The sequence below is a fragment of the Cupriavidus taiwanensis LMG 19424 genome, assembly GCF_000069785.1.
In the GTDB taxonomy this organism is placed as follows: Bacteria; Pseudomonadota; Gammaproteobacteria; order Burkholderiales; family Burkholderiaceae; genus Cupriavidus; species Cupriavidus taiwanensis.
In genome coordinates this window covers 2,520,414-2,542,074 of sequence record NC_010528.1, presented here as the reverse complement: position 1 = coordinate 2,542,074, position 21,661 = coordinate 2,520,414, and the positions used below count along the sequence as shown (strand labels likewise).

Sequence of the window (21,661 nt, the reverse complement as noted above, 5' to 3'; positions counted from 1 at the left end):
GCTGCCCGATGCCCCGCCCGACCGTCGTTGTCACACGACCCGCCGGGCAGTCCCGGCAACTGACCGAGGCCCTGCAGGGCGCCGGTCTGGATGTACTCAGCTTCCCGCTGCTGGCAATCGGCCCGGCCGCTGACGATGCGCCGCTGCGCGCGGCGCTGGCGCGGCTGGACACCTTTGCGCTGGTGGTGTTCGTCAGCCCCAATGCCATTGCCTTTGCGCTGGACGCGCTCGCCGGCGTGCAGGGCTCGGCCGTGGCGCGCTGGCCGGTGCCGGTCGCGGTGGCGGTGGTCGGCCCCGCCAGTGTCGCCGCGCTGGCCGAGCGCGGCATCGCCGCGCCGGCGTATCGCGTGATCGCGCCGGCGGGCGCCAATGCCAACGGGGCCGGCCATGACGATACGGTGCCCGATGCCGAGGCGCTGCGCTTCGATTCCGAGGCGCTGTGGGCACAGCTCGATCCCGCCGCGCTGGCCGGCAAGCCGGTGCTGATCATCCGTGGCAACGGCGGACGCGACTGGCTGGGCGACCGCCTGCGCGAGGCCGGCGCCCAGGTCGAGGCCGTCGAGGCCTACCAGCGCACGCTGCCCGAACCCGGCGCGATGCAATGGCAGGCGGTGCGCGACCACCTGCGTCCCGGCGCCGCGCCGCACGCCTGGCTGCTAACCAGTTCCGAGGCGGTGCGCAACCTTGACGTGCTGGCACGGCAGCATCTGTCGCCGCAGGAAGACGCTGCGCTGCGGCAGGTGCAGTGCATCGCGCCCCATGCGAGAATCGCCGAACAGGCGCTGGCGCTGGGCTTTGCCCATATCCAGCGTGCCGCGCCCGGCGATGCCGGCCTGCTGGCGGCGTGCCTGCAGTGGGCCGATGCCTATGCCGGTCCTGCGCCATCGAGCCTGCCGGCGCCGTCCGCACCGGCGGCCGCGAAGCCGGCCGAAGTCGCAGCCCCGCCGGCCGCCAGCGCACCTGCCGCAGTCCCTGCCATGTCAACGAAGGTCGAACGCGTGACGCAAGAAACCACGTCCTCCTCCGCTACGCCGCCGCCCGGCGCGGCCTCTGTCCACACGGCGCAGTCCGCGCAAGCGGCCCCGCCGCAAGGCGCCGGTCACACCGGCGCTGCGCGCCCCGCCGCGCGCCGCTCCGCCGCGCTATGGGCGCTGGTCGCCGTGCTGGTGGTGGCGACCGCCGGCGGCTTCTGGTGGCTGCAGCAGCGCGTCGACCACCTGACCGGCGAGCTGGCGCGCCGCCAGCAAAGCAACGACGCCCTGGTGCAGGAGTCGCGCGTGCTGACACGCAACGCCCAGGACACCGTCAAGGAGCTGCAGGCCAAGGTCGGCGCACTGGAGAACCAGGTCGGCGAAACCCGCGACAAGCAGGTGGCGCTGGAGCAGGTCTACCAGGACCTGATGCGCAACCGCGACGACTGGGAAATCGCCGAGATCCAGCAGCTGCTGACCAGCGCCGGCCAGCAGCTGCAGCTGACCGGCAACGTGCAGGTCGCGCTGGCCGCACTGCAAAGCGCCGATGCGCGCCTGGCGCGCGCCGACAAGCCGCAATACAACCTGCTGCGCCGGGCCATCGCCCGCGACGTGGCGCGCATGAAGGCGGTGCCCGACACCGACCTGACCGGCGCCGCGATCAAGCTGGACGAAGCCATCAACCAGGTCGACGCGCTGCCGCTGCTGTCCAGCGAACGCATGCTGGAGCGCAGCGAGGCGGACGCGCGCAAGGGCGCCGCGGCCGGCAGCGGCAATGGCGCCAGCTCGCCGGCCGCCGCCAGCGGCAACGGGCCGGGCTGGTTCACCCGCTTCTGGGACTACCTGCGCGAAGAGCTGGCGCAGGTAATCCGCATCCGCAAGGTCGACGATGCCGAGGCGCTGCTGCTCTCCGGCGACCAGGGCTGGTTCCTGCGCGAGAACGTCAAGCTGCGCCTGCTCAATGCGCGCCTGGCGCTGCTGTCGCGCAACGAGCCCGTGTTCCGCAACGACCTGGCCGCGGCGCAGGCAATGATCGGCCGCTATTTCGATACCAAGTCGCGCCGCGTGCAGGGTGTGCTGACGCTGCTGCGCCAGGCGCAGGCTGGCGCGGTCACGGTGCAGTTGCCGACCATGGCCGAAAGCCTGGGCGCGCTGCAAGCCCTGAAGAAGGAGTAAGCCCATGCGCCTTCTGTTCTGGGTTGCGGTCCTGTTCGGCGGCGCCGTCGGGCTGGCCCTGTTCACGCAGTTCAACCACAGCAATGTGGTGCTGTTCTATCCGCCGTACCGCGTCGAGCTGTCGCTGAACCTGGCGCTGGCGCTGCTGCTGCTGATCTTCTTCGTGGTGTGGACGGTGATGTCCACCATCCGCCATCTGGCCGAGATGCCGCGCCGCGCCGCCGCCTACCGCGAGCGCAGCCGCATGAGCAAGGCCCAGGCGGCGCTGCGCGAGTCGATCGAAAACCTGTTCGCCGGGCGTTTCGCCCGCGCCGAGCGCGCCGCGCGCGAAGCCCAGTCGTGGGACGACCAGGCCCAGACCGCCGCGCTGATCGGCGCGCGCGCCGCCCATCGCATGCAGGAGACCGACCGGCGCGACGCCTGGATGGCGCAGGTGACCGACCCCGAGCGCGAGCAGGCGCGGCTGGTGTCGATGGCCGAGCTGCTGGTCGATGCCCGCGACGCCGACGGCGCGCTGGAGACCATCGCCCAGCTGCAGTCGCAGGGCGCGCGCCAGATCCATGTGCAGCGCATCGCGCTGCGCGCGCACCAGCACCTGAAGAACTGGTCCGAGGTGCTGCGCCTGGCGCGATCGCTGGAGAAGCGCAACGCGCTGCATCCGGTGCTGGCGCTGCGGCTCAAGCAGATGGCGGTCGAAGCCATGCTGGAAGAGCGCCGCCACGATGCCGAGGCGCTGTCCGAGTTCTGGCGCTCGCTGTCCGCCGACGAGCGCCGCGCCACCCGCATCGCCGAACCGGCGGCGCGCTATTTCGCCGCACTGGGCCGGCAGAACGAAGCCCGCCGCATCATCGAAGACGCGCTCAAGGTCAACTGGGACAGCCGCCTGGTGCTGCGCTATGCCGATTGCGCCGTGCCCGGCCATGCCCTGCCGCAGATCCAGCAGGCCGAGAAATGGCTGGCCGCGCATCCCGCCGACGCCGACCTCTACTACACGCTGGGCGTGCTGTGCCTGGGCGAAAAGCTGTGGGGCAAGGCGCAGTCCAGCTTCGAGCGCGCGCTCAAGTATGCCGACCCCGACCAGCAGCGCCGCCTGCGTGTGCGCACGCACCTGGCGCTGGCACGGCTGTTCGAGGAAACCGAGCGCTTCGAAGACGCGCAGCGCCACTATCGCGAAAGCGCGATGCTGGCCGCCTAAGCGGCACGGCGGCCGGCGCGTTCAGTCCTCCGCGCCGGCGTCCTTCACTTCCTGCTTCACCACCTGCTTTACCGCCTCATAGCGCCGCAGCGTTTGCTGGCGCGCCACGTCGTGCTGCACCAGCGGCCGCGGGTAGTTGTCGCCCAGCCGCACGCCGGCCTCGGCCAGCACGGCTTCCGGCGCGGTCCACGGCGCATGCAGGTACTTGTCAGGCAAGGCCGCCAGCTGCGGCAGGTACTTGCGGATAAAACGGCCCTGCGGATCGAACTTCTGTGACTGCGTCACCGGATTGAAGATGCGGAACCACGGCTGCGCGTCGCAGCCGGTGGACGCGGCCCATTGCCAGCCGCCATTGTTGGCGGCGAGGTCGAAGTCATTGAGCTGGTCGGCAAAATACTGCTCGCCGCGGCGCCAGTCGACGCCGAGGTCCTTCACCAGGAAGCTGGCCGTGACCATGCGCAGGCGGTTGTGCATATAGCCGCTTTGCCGGATCTGCAGCATCGCCGCGTCGATCAGCGGATAGCCCGTGGCGGCGTCGCGCCAGGCGTGGAAATAGCGCTCGCCGGTATCGCCGTCCTGCCAGCGGATGGCGTCATAGGCCGGGTGGAACGCCGCGCCGGCCGCCACGCGCGGATGGTGGTGCAGGATCATGAAGTAGAAATCGCGCCAGATCAGCTCCGACAGCCACACTGCGGCGCCCGCGCTGTCGGCGCCACCGCGCAGCATGGCTTCATGCGCGACGCGCGCCAGCGTGCGGATCGAGATGGTGCCGAAGCGCAGGTGCACCGACAGGTAGCTGGGGCCGCGCAGGGCAGGGTAGTCGCGCCGGCGGCCATAGTCGCCCATGCGCCCGGTGAATTCCTCGAACAGGGCCTGCGCCCCGGAGGCACCGGTCGGCATCGCGATTTCGGCAAGGTTGCTGGCGCGAAAGCCGAGCTGCGCGATCGTCGGCACCGGCAGGCGGTACGCGGCGGGCACCGGGGCCAGCGCCGGCAGGTACGGCTCGACCGGATAAGGGCGCAGGTCGAACGGCTCCGCGGCCCTGAGCCAGGCATTCTTGTAGGGCGTGAATACCGAGAATGGCTTGCCCTGGCCGTTCAGGATCTCGTCGCGCTCGAAGATCGCCTGGTCCTTGAAGGTAAACAGCGCGCAAGCCTGCGCCGCCAGCGCCTGGCGCACCGCCTCGTCGCGGGCATTGGCAGCGGGCTCGTAATCGTGGTTGGCAAAGACAGCCTCGGCGTCCAGCGCGCGCGCCAGCGCCGGGATGGCGGTCTGCGCGCGGTCGTGCAGCACGATCAGGCCGCCGCCGGCCGCGGCCAGTGTCCCGGCGAGTTCCACCAGCGATTGCCGGATGAATTCGATCCGCCGGTCTGCCTGCAGCCCGCGCGCAAGCAGCGGCTCGAGGATGTCGCGGTCGAACACGAACACGCACCACACCTGCGCGCAATGGCGCAGGGCATAATGCAGCGCCGCGTGGTCGGTGGCGCGCAGGTCGCGCCGGAACCAGACCAGTCCGCGCGCAAAAGTGTTGCCGATCCGGTACGGTGGCCGGGACGGAGCCGGGCTGGCTGCTGCCTGCATGTTCGCTTGCCTGTCTGACGGGTTTGCCGGCGCTGAACCTGTGGAACGCCGGATCGATCGCGCCGATACCCTAACATAGCGGTACCGCGCCGGCATGCCGCCGGCCGCCAGGCCACAACCCCATTCTCTACAGAAGCTCATGACTCTCGACCGTATTCTTCAATCCCAGGGCTTTGGCACGCGCCGGTACTGCGGCGACCTGATCGCCGCCGGGCTGGTCGAGGTCAACGGCGAACTGTGCGAAGACCCGCGCGCCCAGTTCGAGGTGGACGGCCTGCGCCTGACCGTCGATGGCGAGGAGTGGCTGGCCTGCACCAAGGCCTACCTGATGCTGAACAAGCCCGCCGGCTATGAATGCTCGCAGCGCCCGCGCCATCACCCCAGCGTCTACAACCTACTGCCGGTGCCGCTGCGCCAGCGCGAGGTGCAGGCGGTGGGGCGGCTCGACCACGACACCACCGGCCTGCTGCTGCTGACCGACGATGGGCAGTTCATCCATGCCCAGACCTCGCCCAAGCGCAAGGTGCCCAAGATCTATGAGGTGACCACCGCCGAGCCGGTCACGCCGGAACAGGCCGAGGCGCTGCGCAGCGGCGTGCAGCTGCTGGACGAACCGGCGCCGATCGCGGCGGAAGCCTGCGAGATCACCGGCGAACGCAGCCTGCGGCTGACGCTGGTGCAAGGCAAGTACCATCAGGTCAAGCGGATGGTCGTGGCCGCGGGCAACCACGTCGACGCGTTGCATCGCAGCGCCATCGGCAGCCTGCCGCTCGATCCGGCGCTGGCCGAAGGCGAATGGCGCTGGCTGACGGCGCAGGAACTGGCCGCCCTGACCGGCAAGGAATGAGTCACCAAGGTATCAAACACCACTGTCATTTCCGCGCAGGCGGGAATCCAGTGACTTTTGAAGACGCTGGGTTCCCGCCTGCGCGGGAACGACGGTGGTTAACTGAACTGGCGCGCCGCTTGCTGCACTGCAAGGCCCGCCAATCTTTTCCGGAAGACCCCCGGCGATTTGATAAAATGCAAGGCATGGCGAAGCCCGAAGCACCCATCAATCTGACCAATCAGTTCCTGATTGCCATGCCTGGCATGGCCGATCCGACCTTTTCGGGTTCCGTCGTCTATATCTGCGAACACAACGAGCGTGGCGCGCTAGGGCTGGTGATCAACCGGCCCATCGACATCGACATGGCCACGCTGTTCGACAAGATCGACCTCAAGCTCGAAATCCAGCCTGTGGCGCACCAGCCGGTCTACTTCGGCGGCCCGGTGCAGACCGAGCGCGGTTTCGTGCTGCATGACCCGGTGGGGGTCTATGTCTCGTCGCTGGCCGTGCCCGGCGGTCTGGAGATGACCACCTCGAAGGACGTGCTCGAGGCCGTGGCCAATGGCAGCGGCCCGCACCGCTTCCTGCTGACGCTGGGATATTCCGGCTGGGGCGCTGGCCAACTGGAGGAAGAACTCAGCCGCAACGGCTGGCTTACCGTCCAGGCCGATCCCGAGATCATCTTCAGCGTGCCGCCCGACGAGCGCTTTGCCGCCGCCATCCGGCTGCTGGGCATCGACTTCACCATGCTGTCCGGCGAGGCCGGGCATGCCTGATGCCGTGGGGCGTGAACTGCCCCGCGACGGCACGGTCCTGGCATTCGACTACGGCGAAAAAAAGATCGGCGTTGCGCTGGGCAACTTCATCACGCGCGAGGCGCGTGCCCTGACCATCCTCCCCAATATCACTGTCGAAGGCCGCTTCGAGGCCGTCGCGGCGCTGATCCAGGCGTGGAACCCGGTGCAGCTGATCGTCGGCATGCCGGTCAATCCGGAGGGCGGCGAGCAACCGTCGATGAAGCTGGCGCGGCGCTTCGGCAACCAGCTCAACGGCCGCTTCGGCCTGCCGGTGGAATGGGTGGACGAGCGCTACACCTCGCGCGCCGCGTCGATGGCCGGTGCTCGCCGCGGCGAACTCGATGCCGAGGCTGCCCGCATCATCCTGCAACAGTATTTCGACCAATTCCCGCTATGACGCAGATTTCCGTTCCCGACGCCGAGTCGCTGTACCGCAAGCTGCTGGAGCAGGCGCAGGCACTGATCCCCGAGGCCGAGCGCGCGGGCTGGTCAGTGGCCGGCATCCATTCCGGCGGCGCATGGATCGCCGCGCGGCTGGCGGCGGACCTGCGGTTGCCCGAGCACGGCGTGATCAACGTCGCCTTCCATCGTGACGACTACGCCAAGAAGGGCCTGCACAGCCAGGCCCAGCCGACCACGCTGCCGTTTGCCGTGGACGAGCGCAACATCCTGCTGATCGACGACGTGCTGGCCACTGGCCGCACCATCCGCGCCGCCGTCAACGAGCTGTTCGACTACGGCCGTCCCGCGCGCGTGGCGCTGGGCGTGCTGGTCGACCGCGGCGGGCGCCAGCTGCCGATCGCCGCCGACCTGTGCGCCGGCGAGATGGCGCTGCCGCCCGGCACGACCCTGGTGCTGTCGCGCCAGGGCGAAGGTGCCGCCGCGCAATTCGCCTTCTCCACAGAACCCACCGATTCCGCCCCCGGCTGAACCGGCACCAAGGGGCGCCCGGCGCGCCCCCGACCCCGCTCCGAGACCAGACCACCTCCCGTTTTTTGCCCGCGCCCGACCAGCCATGACCAAGACGTTCCGCAACCCGCAGCTCACCAAGAACGGCGAACTGAAGCACCTGCTGTCGATCGAGGGGTTGTCGCGTGACATGATCACGCACATCCTCGACACCGCCAGCCAGTTCGTCTCGCTGTCCGACTCCGACCGCGATGTCAAGAAGGTGCCGCTGCTGCGCGGCAAGAGCGTGTTCAACCTGTTCTTCGAGAACTCCACCCGCACCCGCACCACCTTCGAGATCGCCGCCAAGCGGCTGTCGGCGGACGTGCTGAACCTGAACATCAACGCCTCGTCGACCAGCAAGGGCGAGTCGCTGCTGGACACCATCAACAACCTGTCGGCAATGTCCGCCGACATGTTCGTGGTGCGCCATGCCAGCTCGGGCGCGCCCTACCTGATCGCCGAGCACGTCGCGCCGCACGTGCACGTGATCAACGCGGGCGATGGCCGCCATGCGCACCCGACGCAGGGCTTGCTGGACATGTACACCATCCGGCATTTCAAGAAGGACTTCACCAACCTGACGGTGGCCATCGTCGGCGACATCCTGCACTCGCGCGTGGCGCGCTCCGACATCCACGCGCTGACCACGCTGGGCGTGCCCGAAGTGCGCGCCATCGGCCCGCGCACGCTGCTGCCGTCCGGGCTGGAGCAGATGGGCGTGCGCGTGTTCCACAGCATGGAAGAGGGCCTCAAGGGCGTCGACGTGGTGATCATGCTGCGGCTGCAGAACGAACGCATGAGCGGCGCGCTGCTCCCGTCCGCGCAGGAGTACTTCAAGGCCTACGGCCTGACCCCGGAACGCCTGGCGCTGGCCAAACCGGACGCCATCGTGATGCACCCCGGGCCGATGAACCGCGGCGTCGAGATCGACTCCGCCGTGGCCGATGGCGCGCAGTCGGTGATCCTGAACCAGGTGACCTTCGGCATCGCCGTGCGCATGGCGGTGATGGGCATCGTCGCCGGGAACAACGACTGATGCCGGCCAGCCCCACCCCGCACATCAGCCCGCACGCCAGCCAGAACACACCGAACCAGCCCAGCGACACGACAAGCCAAGCTATGAAGATTCACATCCAGGGCGGCCGCCTGATCGATCCGGCCAGCAATACCGACGCCGCGCAGGACCTCTATATCGCCGCCGGCAAGATCGTCGGCGTCGGCAGCGCCCCGGCGGACTTCACCGCCAACAAGGTCATCGACGCCAGGGGGCTGATCGTGTGCCCGGGCCTGGTCGACCTGTCCGCGCGCCTGCGCGAGCCCGGCTACGAATACAAGGCCACGCTCGAGTCCGAAGTCGCGGCCGCCACCGCCGGCGGCGTGACCAGCCTGGTCTGCCCGCCCGACACCGACCCGGTGCTCGACGAGCCCGGCCTGGTCGAAATGCTGAAGTTCCGGGCCCGTACCCTGAACCAGACCCACGTCTATCCGCTGGGCGCGCTGACGCTAGGCCTGAAGGGCGAGACCCTGACCGAGATGGGCCAGCTGACCGAAGCCGGCTGCGTCGGCTTCAGCCAGGCCGAGGCGCCGGTGCGCAACACCCAGGTGCTGCTGCGCGCGCTGCAATACGCGCAGACCTTCGGCTTCACCGTCTGGCTGCGTCCGGAAGACCCGTTCCTGGGCGGCGGCGTCGCCGCCAGCGGCGCGGTGGCATCGCGTCTGGGCCTGTCCGGCGTGTCGGTGATCGCCGAGACCGTGCGCCTGCACACCATCTTCGAGCTGATGCGCAGCACCGGCGCCCGCGTCCACCTGTGCCGGCTGTCGTCCGCCGCCGGGCTGGAACTGGTGCGCCAGGCCAAGCGCGAAGGCCTGAAAGTGACCTGCGACGTCAATATCCACCACGTCTCGTTGACCGACATGGATATCGGCTACTTCAACTCGCAGATGCGCTTCTCGCCGCCGCTTCGCAGCCCGCGCGACCGCGACGCCATTGTCGCCGCGCTGGCCGACGGCACCATCGACGCACTGTGCTCGGACCACACGCCGGTCGACGACGACGAGAAGCTGCTGCCCTTCGCCGAAGCCTCGCCGGGCGCAACCGGCCTGGAACTGCTGCTGCCGCTGACCCTGCGCTGGGCCAGCGAGCACAAGGTCCCGCTGGCGCAGGCGCTGGCCCGCATCACCGCCGAACCCGCCCGCGTGATCGGCCTCAAGGCCGGCACCCTGGCCGTCGGCAGCGCCGCCGATGTGTGCGTGTTCGATCCGAAGCAAGTGTGGAAGGTCGAGCGCCGCTCGCTCAAGAGCCAGGGCAAGAACTCGCCGTGGCTCGGCTACGAAATGGAAGGCAAGGTCCGCATGACCCTGGTCGGCGGGCAAGTCGTCTACGGCAACCACGCCCAGGCATGATCTGGCTGCGCAAGACCGCACTGGTCCTGCACCTGCTGCGCGGGCTGCTGACCTGCGCCTTGCTGTTCCCGTGGCTGGGCGTGCGCTCGCGCGAATGGCATATCCGGCGCTGGTCGCGGCGGCTGTTGCGGATTTGCGGGGTGGAAGTGGAGGTGGTCGACGCCACCGGCGCCGCGCACACCGGGGCGGCACGGCAGGGGGCGATGGTGGTGTCCAACCACATCTCGTGGCTGGACATCTACGTGATCCACAGCTGGCAGCCGGTGCGCTTCGTCGCCAAATCCGAGATCCGCAGCTGGCCGCTGATCGGCTGGCTGTGCGACAAGACCGGCACCATCTTCATCGAGCGGGCGCGCAAGCGAGATGCGCATCGCGTGCTGCACGACATTACGGATGTGATGCTGCAGGGCGACCTGGTCGGGGTGTTTCCGGAAGGGACGACGACGGATGGGACCAGCGTGCTGCCGTTTCATGCCAACCTGATGCAGGCGCCGATTTCGGGGGGGCTGCCGGTGCAGCCGCTGGGGTTGAACTACCTCGATGCGGCCACGGGCCAGCCGACGCTGGCCGCCGCCTATATCGGCGACACCACGCTGCTGCAATCGCTGGAGACGGTCCTGCGCGCGCCGCGGATCAAGGCGCGGCTGGTGGTCGGGCCGGCGCTGCTGCCGGCCTCGGGCGACCGCCGCGAACTGGCGGCTTCCGCAAGGGAAGTCGTCGCCCACCTCAGCCAGGGTGCCGCCGAGCACGCCGCCACGGCAGCCCAGCGCCTGAATCGACCGCCCGAACCTGGCACCGCTCCTCAGCCCGCGTCCGCTGCCATCGGCTAGCTGTCCTGTCGTCCCCGCCGACGCGGGATAGCGAGTCAGGCCAGCGGATCGCAATATTGCGGGCAATCCACCTGGATGACGGTCCGCTCGGCCGGGTCCTGTGCCAGGCGCGCCGCCGTCAGCTTGCCACCCCAGACGCAGCCCGTATCGAGCGCCATCAGGTTCGGGCGCATGACCAGGCCGAGCGTCGACCAGTGCCCGCAGACCACCGTCACATCCTCGGTGCGCCGGCCCGGCACGTCGAACCATGGCATGAAGCCGTCCGGCGCCTTGCCCGGGCCATCCTTGGTCTTGAAGTCCATCACCCCGTCGACCGTGCAGTAGCGCAGGCGGGTGAGGGCATTCACCACCACGCGGAGACGGTCGATGCCACGCAGGCCGTCGTGCCAGCGGTCGGGGGTGTTGCCGAAGATGTCGGCGAGGAAACCCTGCCAGTTGGGGCCTTGCAGTTGTTCTTCGACTTCGTGGGCGAGGTCGATTACCTGGGTCGCGGTCCATTGGGGGAGGACGCCGGCATGGACCAGCAGGAAGTTGTTTTCCAGCAGGGCCAGGGGGCGGTGGCGCAGCCAGGTGAGCAGGTCGTCACGGTCGGGGGCGGCGAGGATGTCGTCCAGGGTGTCGTGGCGGCCATTCTTGCGGACGCCGGAGGCTACGGCGAGAAGGTGGATGTCGTGGTTGCCGAGGACGGTTTCGGCACGGGAGCCCATGGCGCGGATCGTGCGAAGGGTCTCAAGCGAGGAGGGGCCGCGGTTGACCAGGTCGCCGACGAAGCGCAAGGGCGGTTCCCCGATGAACTGGCCAAGCAGGGCATCTAGCGACGCGCCGCAGCCCTGCAAGTCACCGATTGCATAAAGTGATGTATGGGTAACGTTATGGTTTGTCATCAGAAAGCAAGGAAAGTATTTCGCTTCTATTTGTAGTTTTGTGACCGATATACCGTGGCGTCGTTACATGAGGCAACAAAAAGAGGTCCGGTGAGTGCCGGTCCACGGTGTCCCTCGGATAGAATACCGCCACTTCTGCAGGCACTTAACGCCCCGCCGTCCCGGAAGAGGACAAGGTGGGCGCTCGGCTTTTGTCGGGTCATCGAAACATATCGAGGCAAGGAGCAAGTTTTGTCCCATATTTTGGTCACTGGGGGCGCCGGTTTCATTGGCGCCAATTTCGTTCTGGCATGGTTGGGCGATAAGTCGGCGGATGGGGTCGTCAACGTCGACAAGCTTACCTATGCCGGCAATCGGAAGACGCTGGCGTCGGTCGAGGATGATCCGCGGCACGTGTTTTCGCAGACGGATATTTGTGACCGTGCCGCGCTGGACAAGCTCTTTGCTACACACAAGCCGCGTGCAGTTGTGCATTTCGCCGCCGAGAGTCACGTAGATCGCTCTATCCATGGGCCGGCTGATTTCATTCAGACAAATATCGTAGGCACTTTTACGCTGCTGGAAGCGGCGCGTGCCTATTGGGCCGGCCTCGAAGAGCCTGCTAAATCCGCTTTCCGCTTCCTTCACGTATCCACGGATGAAGTGTTCGGTTCGCTCAGTGAGACCGATCCGCAGTTCTCCGAGACCACACCCTATGCACCAAACAGTCCGTATTCGGCGTCGAAGGCCGCATCCGACCATCTGGTCCGGGCATATCACCATACTTATGGCCTGCCGGTACTGACGACCAACTGCTCGAACAACTACGGCCCGTATCATTTCCCTGAGAAGCTGATCCCGCTGGTAATCGCCAACGCTCTAGCTGGCAAGCCGCTGCCGATTTATGGCGACGGGCAGAACGTGCGTGACTGGCTATACGTGCGTGATCATTGCTCAGCCATCAGGGAAGTGTTGGCGCGGGGCAAGCTCGGCGAGACCTACAACGTTGGTGGCTGGAACGAGAAGACCAACCTCGACGTGGTGCACACCCTGTGCGACTTGCTGGACGAACTGCAGCCGAAGGAGGTGGGCTCCTATCGCGATCAGATCACGTTTGTGAAAGATCGTCCGGGTCACGACCGCCGCTACGCCATCGATGCGCGCAAGCTGGAGCGCGAATTGGGCTGGAAGCCGGCGGAGACGTTTGAATCCGGCCTGCGCAAGACGGTTCAGTGGTACCTCGACAACCAGGCATGGGTGCAGGACGTGATGTCCGGGGAGTATCGGAACTGGGTGGAAAAGCAATATGCTGCTTAGTGCAGGTGTTCCCACTCTCCTCATAACCGGTAGCAACGGCCAGGTCGGCTTCGAATTGCGCCGCAGCCTGGCACCGCTTGGGCGGGTGGTGGCGCTGGGTCGCGCCGGCTGCGACCTGTCGCGCCCGGATCAGATCCGCAGGGTGGTGCGCGAATGCCGCCCTGACGTGATCATCAATCCGGCGGCCTACACCGCCGTGGACAAGGCCGAGACCGAGGCCGAACTGGCCTTCGCCATCAATGGCACCGCCGCCGGTGTCCTGGCCGAAGAAGCGAAGGCGCTCGGCAGCCTGTTAGTCCATTACTCGACCGACTATGTCTTCGACGGCAGCAAGGACGGCGCCTACGTCGAAACCGACCCCGTCAATCCGCAATCGGTGTACGGCAAGAGCAAGCTTGCCGGCGAGGAGGCTATTGCCGCGGCCGGCGGTCACGCACTGGTCCTGCGGACGTGCTGGGTGGCTGGCGCCCACGGCGGTAACTTTGCCAAGACAATGCTCAAGCTCGGTCGCGAGCGCGATAGCCTGCGGGTGATCGCGGACCAGTTCGGTGCCCCGACCACGGCCTCGCTAATCGCTGACGTGACCGCGCAGATCGTGGCGCGGCACTGGCTCAACGGTGACCGCCGCACCTTCGCCTCGGGCGTCTACCATCTGGCTGCCGCCGGCGAGACAACTTGGCACGCCTACGCTACGGAAGTTCTGCGCTACGCCGCGGCCCAAGGCATCGAGTTGAAGGTAGACCCATCCCACATCGAAGCCATTCCTGCCACGGCGTATCCACTGCCTGCGCCGCGCCCGGCCAATTCTCGCCTGGACACTGGCAAGCTGCGCCAAACTTTCGGCATCCATCTTCCAGATTGGCAGCAAGGTGTGCACCACCTGCTGGACCAGATCTTTTCCTGAGCGAGTCGCTATGCGCAAGGGCATCATCCTAGCCGGAGGCTCCGGCACACGGCTCTATCCGATCACGCGATCGGTCTCCAAGCAGTTGCTGCCGGTGTATGACAAGCCGATGATCTACTATCCGCTGTCCACGCTGATGCTGGCAGGGATTCGGGACATCCTTATCATCTCCACTCCGGAAGATACGCCGCGGTTCGCGGACATGCTTGGCGATGGCAGCAACTGGGGCATCAATCTGCAATACGCTGTACAGGCGTCTCCGGACGGCCTAGCGCAGGCGTTCATCATCGGCAGGAATTTCGTTGGCAATAATTCATCAACGCTGATCCTGGGCGACAACATATTTTTCGGACACGATCTCGTGCGCCAGTTGCAGCGTGCGTCCCAACTGGATCATGGCGCGACGGTGTTCGCCTACCATGTGCACGACCCCGAGCGTTACGGCGTCATCGAGTTTGACGACGATTTCCGGGCGCTGTCGCTCGCCGAAAAACCGGCGAAGCCGCGTTCTAACTATGCGGTGACCGGGCTGTATTTCTACGACAATCAGGTTTGCGACATTGCGGCCGACATTAGGCCGTCGGCGCGCGGCGAACTGGAAATCACCGACGTGAATAAGCACTACTTGACTAAGGGCGAGTTGAATGTAGAGATCATGGGGCGTGGATATGCATGGCTCGATACGGGCACGCACGACTCGCTGCTTGAGGCGGCGAGTTTTATCGCCACGCTGCAGAAGCGGCAGGGTCTGATGGTTGCATGCCCGGAAGAAATTGCTTATCGGAGCAAATGGATCAGTGCCGAACAGGTGGAAGCAATGGCCGGGCCCTTGTCCAAAAACGGCTATGGGCAGTACCTCCGACAGATCGTTGCGGAGGCAATCAAGTGAGTCTGCAAGTCATTCCTACCAGCCTGCCCGAGGTGCTCATCCTCGAGCCCAAGGTATTCGGCGACAGTCGGGGATTCTTCTTCGAATCCTTCAATCAGCGCGACTTCGAAGAGGCCATCGGCCAGCGTTGTACCTTTGTGCAGGACAACCATTCCCGTTCGGCGCGCAATGTGCTGCGCGGCCTGCACTATCAGATCCAGCATAGCCAGGGCAAGCTGGTCCGCGTGGTGGATGGCGAAGTGTTCGACGTGGCCGTGGACATGCGCAAAAGCTCGCCGAACCTTGGCAAATGGGTTGGCGTGACCTTATCAGCAAAAAACAAGCGACAGCTCTGGATCCCAGCGGGTTTTGCGCATGGATTTGTCGTGACGTCTGACGTGGCCGAGTTCTTGTACAAGGTCACGGACTATTGGCATCCGGAGCACGAGCGAAGCTTGGTCTGGAATGATCCCCATGTCGGCATTGAATGGCCCATCGACGGAAGCCCCTTCCTCGCCGCGAAGGACTCCGCAGGCAAGCTGCTGACTGAGGCGGACCTGTTCGAATAGATGCGTTCGCGTCCTTGCCGCGCGAGGCGGTCGATTATGCGCCTGCTAGGTCCAAGAAACGGGCTGAATTTGTCCGGCGGTTATTGATCCGCATGACGGCCAACAGTGGTGGTATAACCCTCTCCATATGCTGACACTTTCGATTGCGTTTGTACTCTCGTTTCTCTTTACGCTGCTGGTGATACGCTATTCAAGCGTACATGCTCACATTACCGCGGATTGGGATCTGAACGGAGTCCAGAAATTCCATGCACGTCCAGTTCCCCGTGTGGGTGGACTTGGCATTTCGCTTGCGCTGGTCGGCGTGAGCATCGCACTGTTTGTTCTGCGTGACTCGGAAGCGCTTGGCTACCCCTATTTCCTGTTGCTTTGCAGCGCGACTCCCGCATTCCTGGCCGGCTTCATTGAAGACTTGACAAAGCGTGTAAGTCCCCGAGAGCGACTCATCGCAACAATGGTCTCGGCCATACTTGCCGCGTATCTTCTCGATGCCCGGATCGTACGCATCGATATCCACTACCTCGACATGGCGCTCGCCCTGCCGTTCCTGGGTGGACTGATCACGGTATTTGCCGTCGCGGGAGTGGCCAATGCCATCAACATCATCGACGGATTCAACGGCCTGGCATCCATGGTGTCGATGCTGATGTTCGTGTCGCTCGCCTATGTGTCATTCCAAGTCAGCGATCCGCTGATTATCACTGTGGCGTTCGCAATGGTTGGTGCTATCCTAGGCTTCTTCATCTGGAATTTTCCCGCCGGACATATTTTCCTTGGTGATGGGGGAGCCTACCTGATCGGCTTCGTCCTGGCCGAGTGCAGCATCCTGCTGGTAATGCGCAATCCTCAGGTTTCGGCTTGGTATCCAGTGCTGATGTTGATCTATCCGATTTTCGAGACCCTATTCTCGATCTATCGACGCCGCGTCCTGAAGGGTGTGCCGGCGGGGTATCCAGACGGTGTGCACCTGCATACCTTGATCTATCAGCGCCTCATGCGCTGGGCGGTAGGCAGTAAGGAAGAACGGCACAGGCTCCGCCGGAATTCGATGACTTCTCCCTATCTCTGGCTATTGAGCCTGATGGCGGTGCTGCCTGCGACATTGTTCTGGAACAATCGAACTATGCTGTTGATTTTTACTGGGTTGTTCATAGTTCTGTACGTGTGGCTGTATTGGCGAATCGTCCGATTCCAGTCGCCGCGTTGGATGATTATTAAGAGATAATATGAATACGAAATCCGCTCCCACTGCAGACAACAAGGAGGAAGGAATCGTTGTCACATTCGAAGATGTGGCTGAGTTTCTACAGCGCCACGCCAAGAAGATTCTGACACTGAGCGTCGTGGGACTTTTCATTGGTATCGCGTTGACGTACGTTCTTCCACGTCAATGGGAAGCCACGGGTGTGCTGCAGATAGGGCAGGTGGCGAATGAGGGGGCGACGGCACCGGCTCCTCCGACCTTGGTCGAGCCCACTGCGCGGGCGCTTGAGCGACTGAGAATTCCTCAGTTTAGCGACGCTGTGTTGAAGCGTCTTGGTCTTGCGGTCGGCACCGAAGAAGGGGCGGATGCCACGCTGCTGCGCGCGTCATTAAGGTCCACCATGCTGGCCGGTAGCGATCTGATTCAGTTTTCCGTACGAGGGTTTTCGCCGGACCGGGCAAGGCGTACGGCGCAGGCTATCAGTGATGAATTGACGCGTATCCATGGCGGTCTTATGCGACCTTCAGTGGATCGGCTTAATGCCGATTTGCAGGAAGTTACGCAGGGTGTAGCCCGTGAAGACAAACGTCGGGAAATGCTGAACGGACTAGTTAGGAATCGCGAGCATGTAAATGTGGCGGGGAAATTCTCCGAGAATGTCTTGCTGAGCGAGATGGTCAATGAAAATGAAAAGGCGCTTCGTTTTCTGCGCCTCCGCAAGAACACGCTCCATGAATTGCTGAGTCAGGAACGCACTTACAATACGCACCTCCTCGGCCCAGTCGAGGTGAGCCGTCGCCATGTCTTTCCGCGCAAGTCGCTTTTTGGCGCTGCTGGGCTGGCAATCGGTCTGCTTGTCAGTGTGTTGCTCGGCATTGCCATCGACGCGAAGCGTCGTCTGGGTTAGCCGATCGGCGCCCCCGATGCTCCGTCAATGGGACACGTGCCGTTCGAGATAAATTGTCCCGGGCCGGCCCGGCGTCGGGGCACCGTGGGGCGGTCAGGTAATGCAGGCATGGGGGTGTTACTGGATGGATCGCGGCTCATCGCCGCGCCAGGCGGCCGCCATGACGAGCATCGACAGATTGCAGGCAACGATGCACCAGTAGGCATATCGAAAATCCACCGATGGCACCGCAACGAGCAGACTTGCGAAGTATCCGAGTGCCGAGAGGTTTAATGCCACCACCTGCATCTTTTCTGGCGATGGACGCATCCTCGTTGCTGCTGCCAGCATCACAACGATAAGAGCCAGCCAACTATAAGGCTTAAACAGTTCGCTGGCGATCCAGCCCTGGCTTACCATCACGTAGTCCTCCAGCGATTGCGCCATTTCTGGATGAAACAGTGCGATTCCCAAGTCGTTCTGCATGATCCGAGGCTGCCATACATAGGCGGGAGCCATTTGCGGTGAGCGCAGGAAGTACAGGAAGGCTTCCCAGCGCATCTTCACGGAAAGCAATGGGTGTGCCAGCACTGTTTCCCTCCAAAGCCTGTGAGTCGCTTCGTAGGATTGGCCGGTCATCAGGCTGCCACTGGGATCGTAGCCGCGATCGATAAAGCACAACGCGCGCTCATAGAGAATAGGCAGAGGCGTACAGGCGTCCAGATCTGACTGCTTTACCCACGGCAGGAGATTCTGTTCGGTCTGGACCGAAATCTTTGCGATTTCATCACCCATCAGAAGGGTTTCATAGTGTTTGCGCTCGGCTTTCAGGAATCCGTAGCTCACAACAGATGAGAGGCCCCAAAATGCGGCGGAACCGACCACTGCAATGAGGATTCCGGAAATGACCCGGGATTTTCGCAAGTGATAAATCGAGGCAAGAAAAAGCAGCGGGGCAGTCGCCAGAATTGCATTGTGGCGAACGGCAAACGCATAGAACAGAAAAGGCAGTCCCAGCAGTGCGAGCCCGCGGCGCCTTTCCCTGTTGAACAGCAGGCCGCTGGCAATCAGGAGTGAGAATGCCATGCCCACGTCCTTCCACAAGACACCCGCAAAGTTAAGAATCCAGGGAAGAAAGAATATGACGGGAACCAGCAGTGACCATCTGGAGCGGCCTAGATTCAATTGCCAGATGAGTATGCCGGCAACCAGCAATGCCAGGTGAAGGACCAGCAGACTTTGCGGGCCCGGAATGAGCGCCAGACAAAGGTGCCACACATACGACATGATCGGCGGATGGCTGTCTGCATAGCTTTGCGCGAGGGCGCTGCGGTACTGGGTGACGGAATCGTAGGACATGAATCCGGGCGCAAAGCACGCCCACACGGTCAGTACCAGCAAAACAGTGATCGCTGCGCCGGCTACCAGCGAGTAAGGGCTCGTCTTTCTGATGGCCAGGGATGAATTGAGGAACATGACTCGCATGCGGGTAATCATGCGTTGGACGTCAGGATGACGCCGATCATGATGAACACAACACCAAATACATACTGGGTCTGAAAGCGTTCGCCAAAGATGAAGTGGCTACCAACGGGTACCAGCAGAAAGGCGAGAGCCATCAGTGGATAGACCTTGCCAAGCTGGGTGCGCTGCAGCACCCATACCCAGGCAAGCGACGTCAGGCCGTACAGACACATCGCACCAAAGAGTGCCGAGAGGGGTTTGACAGCCAGGAAACTGCCGCCCGCGTGTGCGGCATTTGCGCTGATCTTGAACAGAATCTGACCGACTGCCAACCCAATGACGCAAAGAATTGCCACGAGATAGGTCACCATCGTCTAGCCTGCCTTCTTGTTGATTCTTGCGTGGAATGCGAAAAAAAGATTGGCGTCTACCGACGGGATGGCCATTGGCCACCAGGCGCCTTTTCCCTCAGGAAAATAGTGCCGGAGGATGGCAACGAGGTTGACGCAAGAATTCACGTGCTCCCGCGCCATGATGTAGTCATACGCCAAGCCCCGGGCCACTGCATTCCTGCGCGGTCCCAACGTTCTTCCGAGTCGCCACGCCATGCCGGGATCAGTTGGGATCAGGATGGACAGAATTCCGCCGTCCTTGATGACGCGGACCCACTCCTTGACTGCCAGGTGCGGCGGATAGATGTGCTCGAGCACATGGGCCGCGATCACCCTGTCAAACGAATTGTCGGGATGGCTGATGTTGGCGCCAGTTTGCACTTCAACTTCGAGCTTGCCACTGTGCAGGGAGCCGAGTTTTTCCCGGGCAACGGCCAGCGTCTTCGGATTCTGATCCGTAAGGACGTACTTCTCGAATCCATGGCGCACGAACTTTACGTGTTCGCCCGTGCCCGCCCCAATCTCGAGCACATGCCGGAACTCGGTGTTCTCGCCAAATGGTCGTTCAAGCAGCTTGTGGCTGGCGCGCATCATCCACGATTGAAGGGCGCTTGAATAGTTCGAGCTGTCGTACAAGCTGTGGAAATTGTCGAGCCAATCGGTCCAGGCTTTATCCTCGTCCTTCATCTGCTCCCTTTTTAACATCGCTTAATACACTGTGCCTTAATTTGCTTCGATGAAGTGGCCGTCTGGGCACCGAGCCTATATCGTAGGAAAGAAATGCTAGCGTAAACTGCAGGCCCAGAATAACCGGCAGGCCTGCGAGCATGACTGTCCCGGCGGAAGCCGGCGTATGGTCATGGAATGACCGTCCCCACTCTATCGCGCCGAATGCGAAGCCAAACACCAGCATAGCCAGCCCAAGGGGCAATTCGAATGAGGCGATGGACAAATCGCGCAGGTAATAGTTGTAGAACACCCGCTTGATGAAGTTGCGCACGTGCTTCATTAGGAATTCGCCCACAACCTTGCCGATTTTAAGGTTGCTGACTTCGTCGCCATACTTCGCATTCATAGGGATGTCAACCACGACGGCCCGCAGCGTGCTCAAGCGGAACAGCATGTCCGACTCGAAGAAATAGCGTTGGCTAATTTTTGGTTCTTCGCAGAAAACCGTGGCCCGAAAGAGCACATTTTGTATGCTGATGTCTGTTTCTTCAGGTATCAGGGGGATGTGTGCTGGATCGCAAGACGCTGCAAGCACTGGGTTGCTGGAAGGGCTACCGGCTGGAGCGCGTGGAATGGCCGGAGGGAGAGAGCCGTACGCTGTCGTTGTACTTGAAGCCGGTCAGCAAGGTCATGCATTGCGAGGAGTGTGGCGCGCGCTGCCATCAGGTGCATGAGACAGTGGTCAGGCGAGTCCGGGACCTTCCGCTGTTCGAGTATCGGGTCGTACTGCACGTGCCGCGCCGGCGCGTTTGGTGCGACCGTTGCGGCGGTCCGAGGCTGGAGCGGCTGGAATGGCTTGGGCGCTACCAACGCGTGACGGCCCGCTTGGCCCAGGCTTGCGGCCACTTGTTGCGCCACTGTACGGTGCAGGCGGTGGCGGCCTTCTACGATCTGGGCTGGCACACAGTTAAATCGATCGATAAGGCTCGCTTGCGTGAGGCAGTGGCCGAGCCGGACTGGTCCAATATCCGCTACCTGGCCATGGATGAGTTCGCGCTACACAAGGGGCATCGATATGCCACGGTGGTAGTCGACCCCATTGGGCGGCAGGTGCTCTGGATCGGACAGGGGCGCTCACGCGAGACCGCCCGAGCCTTCTTTGAGCAGCTCCCCGCCGGCGTTGCGCAGCGCATCGAGGCCGTCGCCATCGACATGACGACCGCGTATGAGTTGGAGATCCGGGCGCATTGCCCGCAAGCAGAGGTGGTCTTCGACCTGTTCCACGTGGTAGCTAAGTACGGGCGTGAGGTCATCGACCGAGTACGGGTGGATCAGGCCAATCAGCTGCGGCACGATCGGCCGGCCAGACGGGTGCTCAAGTCCACACGCTGGCTACTGCTGCGGAATCGGGAGAACTTGAGCGTCCCCCAGGCGGTTCATCTGGATGAGGTCCTGGAGGCGAACCGGCCATTGCTGACAGTCTATCTGTTGCGCGACGAGCTAAAGCGGCTATGGTTCTACCGCCGCCCGGCGTGGGCGCAAAAAGCTTGGGAGCAATGGTGCGAGCAGGCTCGGCAGAGCCGAATACCTGCCCTGGAGTTGTTTGCGAAGCGCCTGCAAGGCTACTGGCATGGCATCTTGGCCCGCTGCCGCCACCCATTGAACACCAGCGTGGTCGAAGGCATCAACAACACCATCAAGGTCATCAAGCGCCGCGCGTACGGCTATCGCGACGAGGAATACTTCTTCCTCAAAATCCGCGCAGCCTTCCCCGGAATTCCTCGATGAACCT

The 21,661-nt window shown here is 63.8% G+C and carries 22 protein-coding genes; 16 read left to right on the top strand and 6 right to left on the bottom strand.

Annotation, left to right across the window (positions count from 1 at the left end):
• Positions 1 to 8 precede the first annotated feature (8 nt).
• Together hemDX and RALTA_RS11665 are read left to right on the top strand one after the other, a co-directional pair.
• Entirely contained in the window at positions 9 to 2,147 is a 2,139-nt protein-coding gene (hemDX, locus tag RALTA_RS11670) for a fused uroporphyrinogen-III synthase HemD/membrane protein HemX (RefSeq protein WP_012353635.1), read from the top strand.
• A 4-nt stretch (positions 2,148 to 2,151) separates the two neighbouring features.
• Positions 2,152 to 3,342 (top strand): heme biosynthesis protein HemY, encoded by a 1,191-nt coding sequence (locus RALTA_RS11665; protein ID WP_012353634.1) that lies wholly within the window; start codon positions 2,152 to 2,154, stop codon positions 3,340 to 3,342.
• 21 nt (positions 3,343 to 3,363) lie between these two features.
• On the opposite strand, the gene RALTA_RS11660 is transcribed toward RALTA_RS11665, so the two are convergent.
• Positions 3,364 to 4,923 (bottom strand): cryptochrome/photolyase family protein, encoded by a 1,560-nt coding sequence (locus RALTA_RS11660; protein ID WP_012353633.1) that lies wholly within the window; start codon positions 4,921 to 4,923, stop codon positions 3,364 to 3,366.
• Positions 4,924 to 5,062: 139 nt separating this feature from the next.
• On the opposite strand from RALTA_RS11660, the gene RALTA_RS11655 reads away from it, so the two are divergent.
• From RALTA_RS11655 to RALTA_RS11625, 7 genes are all read left to right on the top strand, one after another.
• Positions 5,063 to 5,770: a pseudouridine synthase gene (locus RALTA_RS11655; protein ID WP_012353632.1), complete on the top strand. Its 708-nt coding sequence runs from the start codon at positions 5,063 to 5,065 to the stop codon at positions 5,768 to 5,770.
• Positions 5,771 to 5,955: 185 nt separating this feature from the next.
• Positions 5,956 to 6,528, top strand: a complete 573-nt coding sequence (locus tag RALTA_RS11650; protein ID WP_025583981.1) for a YqgE/AlgH family protein — start codon at positions 5,956 to 5,958, stop codon at positions 6,526 to 6,528.
• On the top strand, positions 6,521 to 6,946 hold the full coding sequence (gene ruvX, locus RALTA_RS11645) for a Holliday junction resolvase RuvX (RefSeq protein ID WP_012353630.1): 426 nt from the start codon (positions 6,521 to 6,523) through the stop codon (positions 6,944 to 6,946). The genes RALTA_RS11650 and ruvX overlap by 8 nt, the downstream gene beginning before the upstream one ends.
• Complete coding sequence (gene pyrR / locus RALTA_RS11640; RefSeq protein WP_012353629.1) at positions 6,943 to 7,479, top strand: bifunctional pyr operon transcriptional regulator/uracil phosphoribosyltransferase PyrR; 537 nt, start codon at positions 6,943 to 6,945, stop codon at positions 7,477 to 7,479. Before ruvX ends, pyrR begins: the two co-directional genes overlap by 4 nt.
• Positions 7,480 to 7,564: 85 nt before the next feature.
• Positions 7,565 to 8,536 carry an aspartate carbamoyltransferase catalytic subunit gene (locus tag RALTA_RS11635; protein WP_012353628.1) on the top strand — a complete coding sequence of 324 codons (972 nt, stop codon included), beginning with the start codon at positions 7,565 to 7,567 and terminating at the stop codon, positions 8,534 to 8,536.
• Between the two features lie 83 nt (positions 8,537 to 8,619).
• Positions 8,620 to 9,903, top strand: a complete 1,284-nt coding sequence (locus RALTA_RS11630) for a dihydroorotase (RefSeq protein WP_012353627.1) — start codon at positions 8,620 to 8,622, stop codon at positions 9,901 to 9,903.
• A complete protein-coding gene (locus tag RALTA_RS11625) occupies positions 9,900 to 10,733 on the top strand; it encodes a lysophospholipid acyltransferase family protein (RefSeq protein WP_012353626.1) in 834 nt (277 codons plus the stop codon). The genes RALTA_RS11630 and RALTA_RS11625 overlap by 4 nt, the downstream gene beginning before the upstream one ends.
• 35 nt (positions 10,734 to 10,768) lie before the next feature.
• On the opposite strand, the gene RALTA_RS11620 is transcribed toward RALTA_RS11625, so the two are convergent.
• Entirely contained in the window at positions 10,769 to 11,617 is an 849-nt protein-coding gene (locus RALTA_RS11620; RefSeq protein WP_012353625.1) for a symmetrical bis(5'-nucleosyl)-tetraphosphatase, read from the bottom strand.
• A gap of 231 nt (positions 11,618 to 11,848) precedes the next feature.
• On the opposite strand from RALTA_RS11620, the gene rfbB reads away from it, so the two are divergent.
• The 6 genes from rfbB (at position 11,849) to RALTA_RS30260 (ending at position 17,365) form a co-directional block, all read left to right on the top strand.
• Positions 11,849 to 12,913: a dTDP-glucose 4,6-dehydratase gene (gene rfbB, locus RALTA_RS11615; protein WP_012353624.1), complete on the top strand. Its 1,065-nt coding sequence runs from the start codon at positions 11,849 to 11,851 to the stop codon at positions 12,911 to 12,913.
• Positions 12,903 to 13,817 (top strand): dTDP-4-dehydrorhamnose reductase, encoded by a 915-nt coding sequence (rfbD, locus tag RALTA_RS11610; RefSeq protein ID WP_041232188.1) that lies wholly within the window; start codon positions 12,903 to 12,905, stop codon positions 13,815 to 13,817. The genes rfbB and rfbD overlap by 11 nt, the downstream gene beginning before the upstream one ends.
• Before the next feature lie 10 nt (positions 13,818 to 13,827).
• Positions 13,828 to 14,706, top strand: coding sequence for a glucose-1-phosphate thymidylyltransferase RfbA (rfbA, locus tag RALTA_RS11605; protein ID WP_012353622.1), 879 nt, complete (start codon positions 13,828 to 13,830; stop codon positions 14,704 to 14,706).
• A complete protein-coding gene (gene rfbC / locus RALTA_RS11600; protein ID WP_012353621.1) occupies positions 14,703 to 15,254 on the top strand; it encodes a dTDP-4-dehydrorhamnose 3,5-epimerase in 552 nt (183 codons plus the stop codon). Before rfbA ends, rfbC begins: the two co-directional genes overlap by 4 nt.
• 127 nt (positions 15,255 to 15,381) lie before the next feature.
• The gene (locus RALTA_RS11595; RefSeq protein ID WP_012353620.1) at positions 15,382 to 16,479 is read left to right on the top strand and encodes an MraY family glycosyltransferase; all 1,098 of its coding nucleotides are present in this window, start codon (positions 15,382 to 15,384) and stop codon (positions 16,477 to 16,479) included.
• 1 nt (position 16,480) lies between these two features.
• A complete protein-coding gene (locus RALTA_RS30260; RefSeq protein WP_012353619.1) occupies positions 16,481 to 17,365 on the top strand; it encodes a GumC domain-containing protein in 885 nt (294 codons plus the stop codon).
• A 117-nt stretch (positions 17,366 to 17,482) separates the two neighbouring features.
• On the opposite strand, the gene RALTA_RS11585 is transcribed toward RALTA_RS30260, so the two are convergent.
• Genes RALTA_RS11585 through RALTA_RS11570 form a run of 4 tightly spaced genes read right to left on the bottom strand, consistent with a single transcriptional unit; the run spans position 17,483 to position 20,392 of the window.
• A complete protein-coding gene (locus RALTA_RS11585) occupies positions 17,483 to 18,841 on the bottom strand; it encodes a hypothetical protein (protein WP_012353618.1) in 1,359 nt (452 codons plus the stop codon).
• A complete protein-coding gene (locus tag RALTA_RS11580; protein WP_012353617.1) occupies positions 18,838 to 19,179 on the bottom strand; it encodes a DMT family transporter in 342 nt (113 codons plus the stop codon). The genes RALTA_RS11585 and RALTA_RS11580 overlap by 4 nt, the downstream gene beginning before the upstream one ends.
• Before the next feature lie 3 nt (positions 19,180 to 19,182).
• Positions 19,183 to 19,887, bottom strand: a complete 705-nt coding sequence (locus RALTA_RS11575; protein WP_012353616.1) for a class I SAM-dependent methyltransferase — start codon at positions 19,885 to 19,887, stop codon at positions 19,183 to 19,185.
• On the bottom strand, positions 19,871 to 20,392 hold the full coding sequence (locus tag RALTA_RS11570; protein WP_050976457.1) for a hypothetical protein: 522 nt from the start codon (positions 20,390 to 20,392) through the stop codon (positions 19,871 to 19,873). Before RALTA_RS11570 ends, RALTA_RS11575 begins: the two co-directional genes overlap by 17 nt.
• A gap of 44 nt (positions 20,393 to 20,436) precedes the next feature.
• On the opposite strand from RALTA_RS11570, the gene RALTA_RS11565 reads away from it, so the two are divergent.
• Complete coding sequence (locus RALTA_RS11565; protein ID WP_012353615.1) at positions 20,437 to 21,657, top strand: ISL3-like element ISRta1 family transposase; 1,221 nt, start codon at positions 20,437 to 20,439, stop codon at positions 21,655 to 21,657.
• Positions 21,658 to 21,661: the final 4 nt, after the last annotated feature.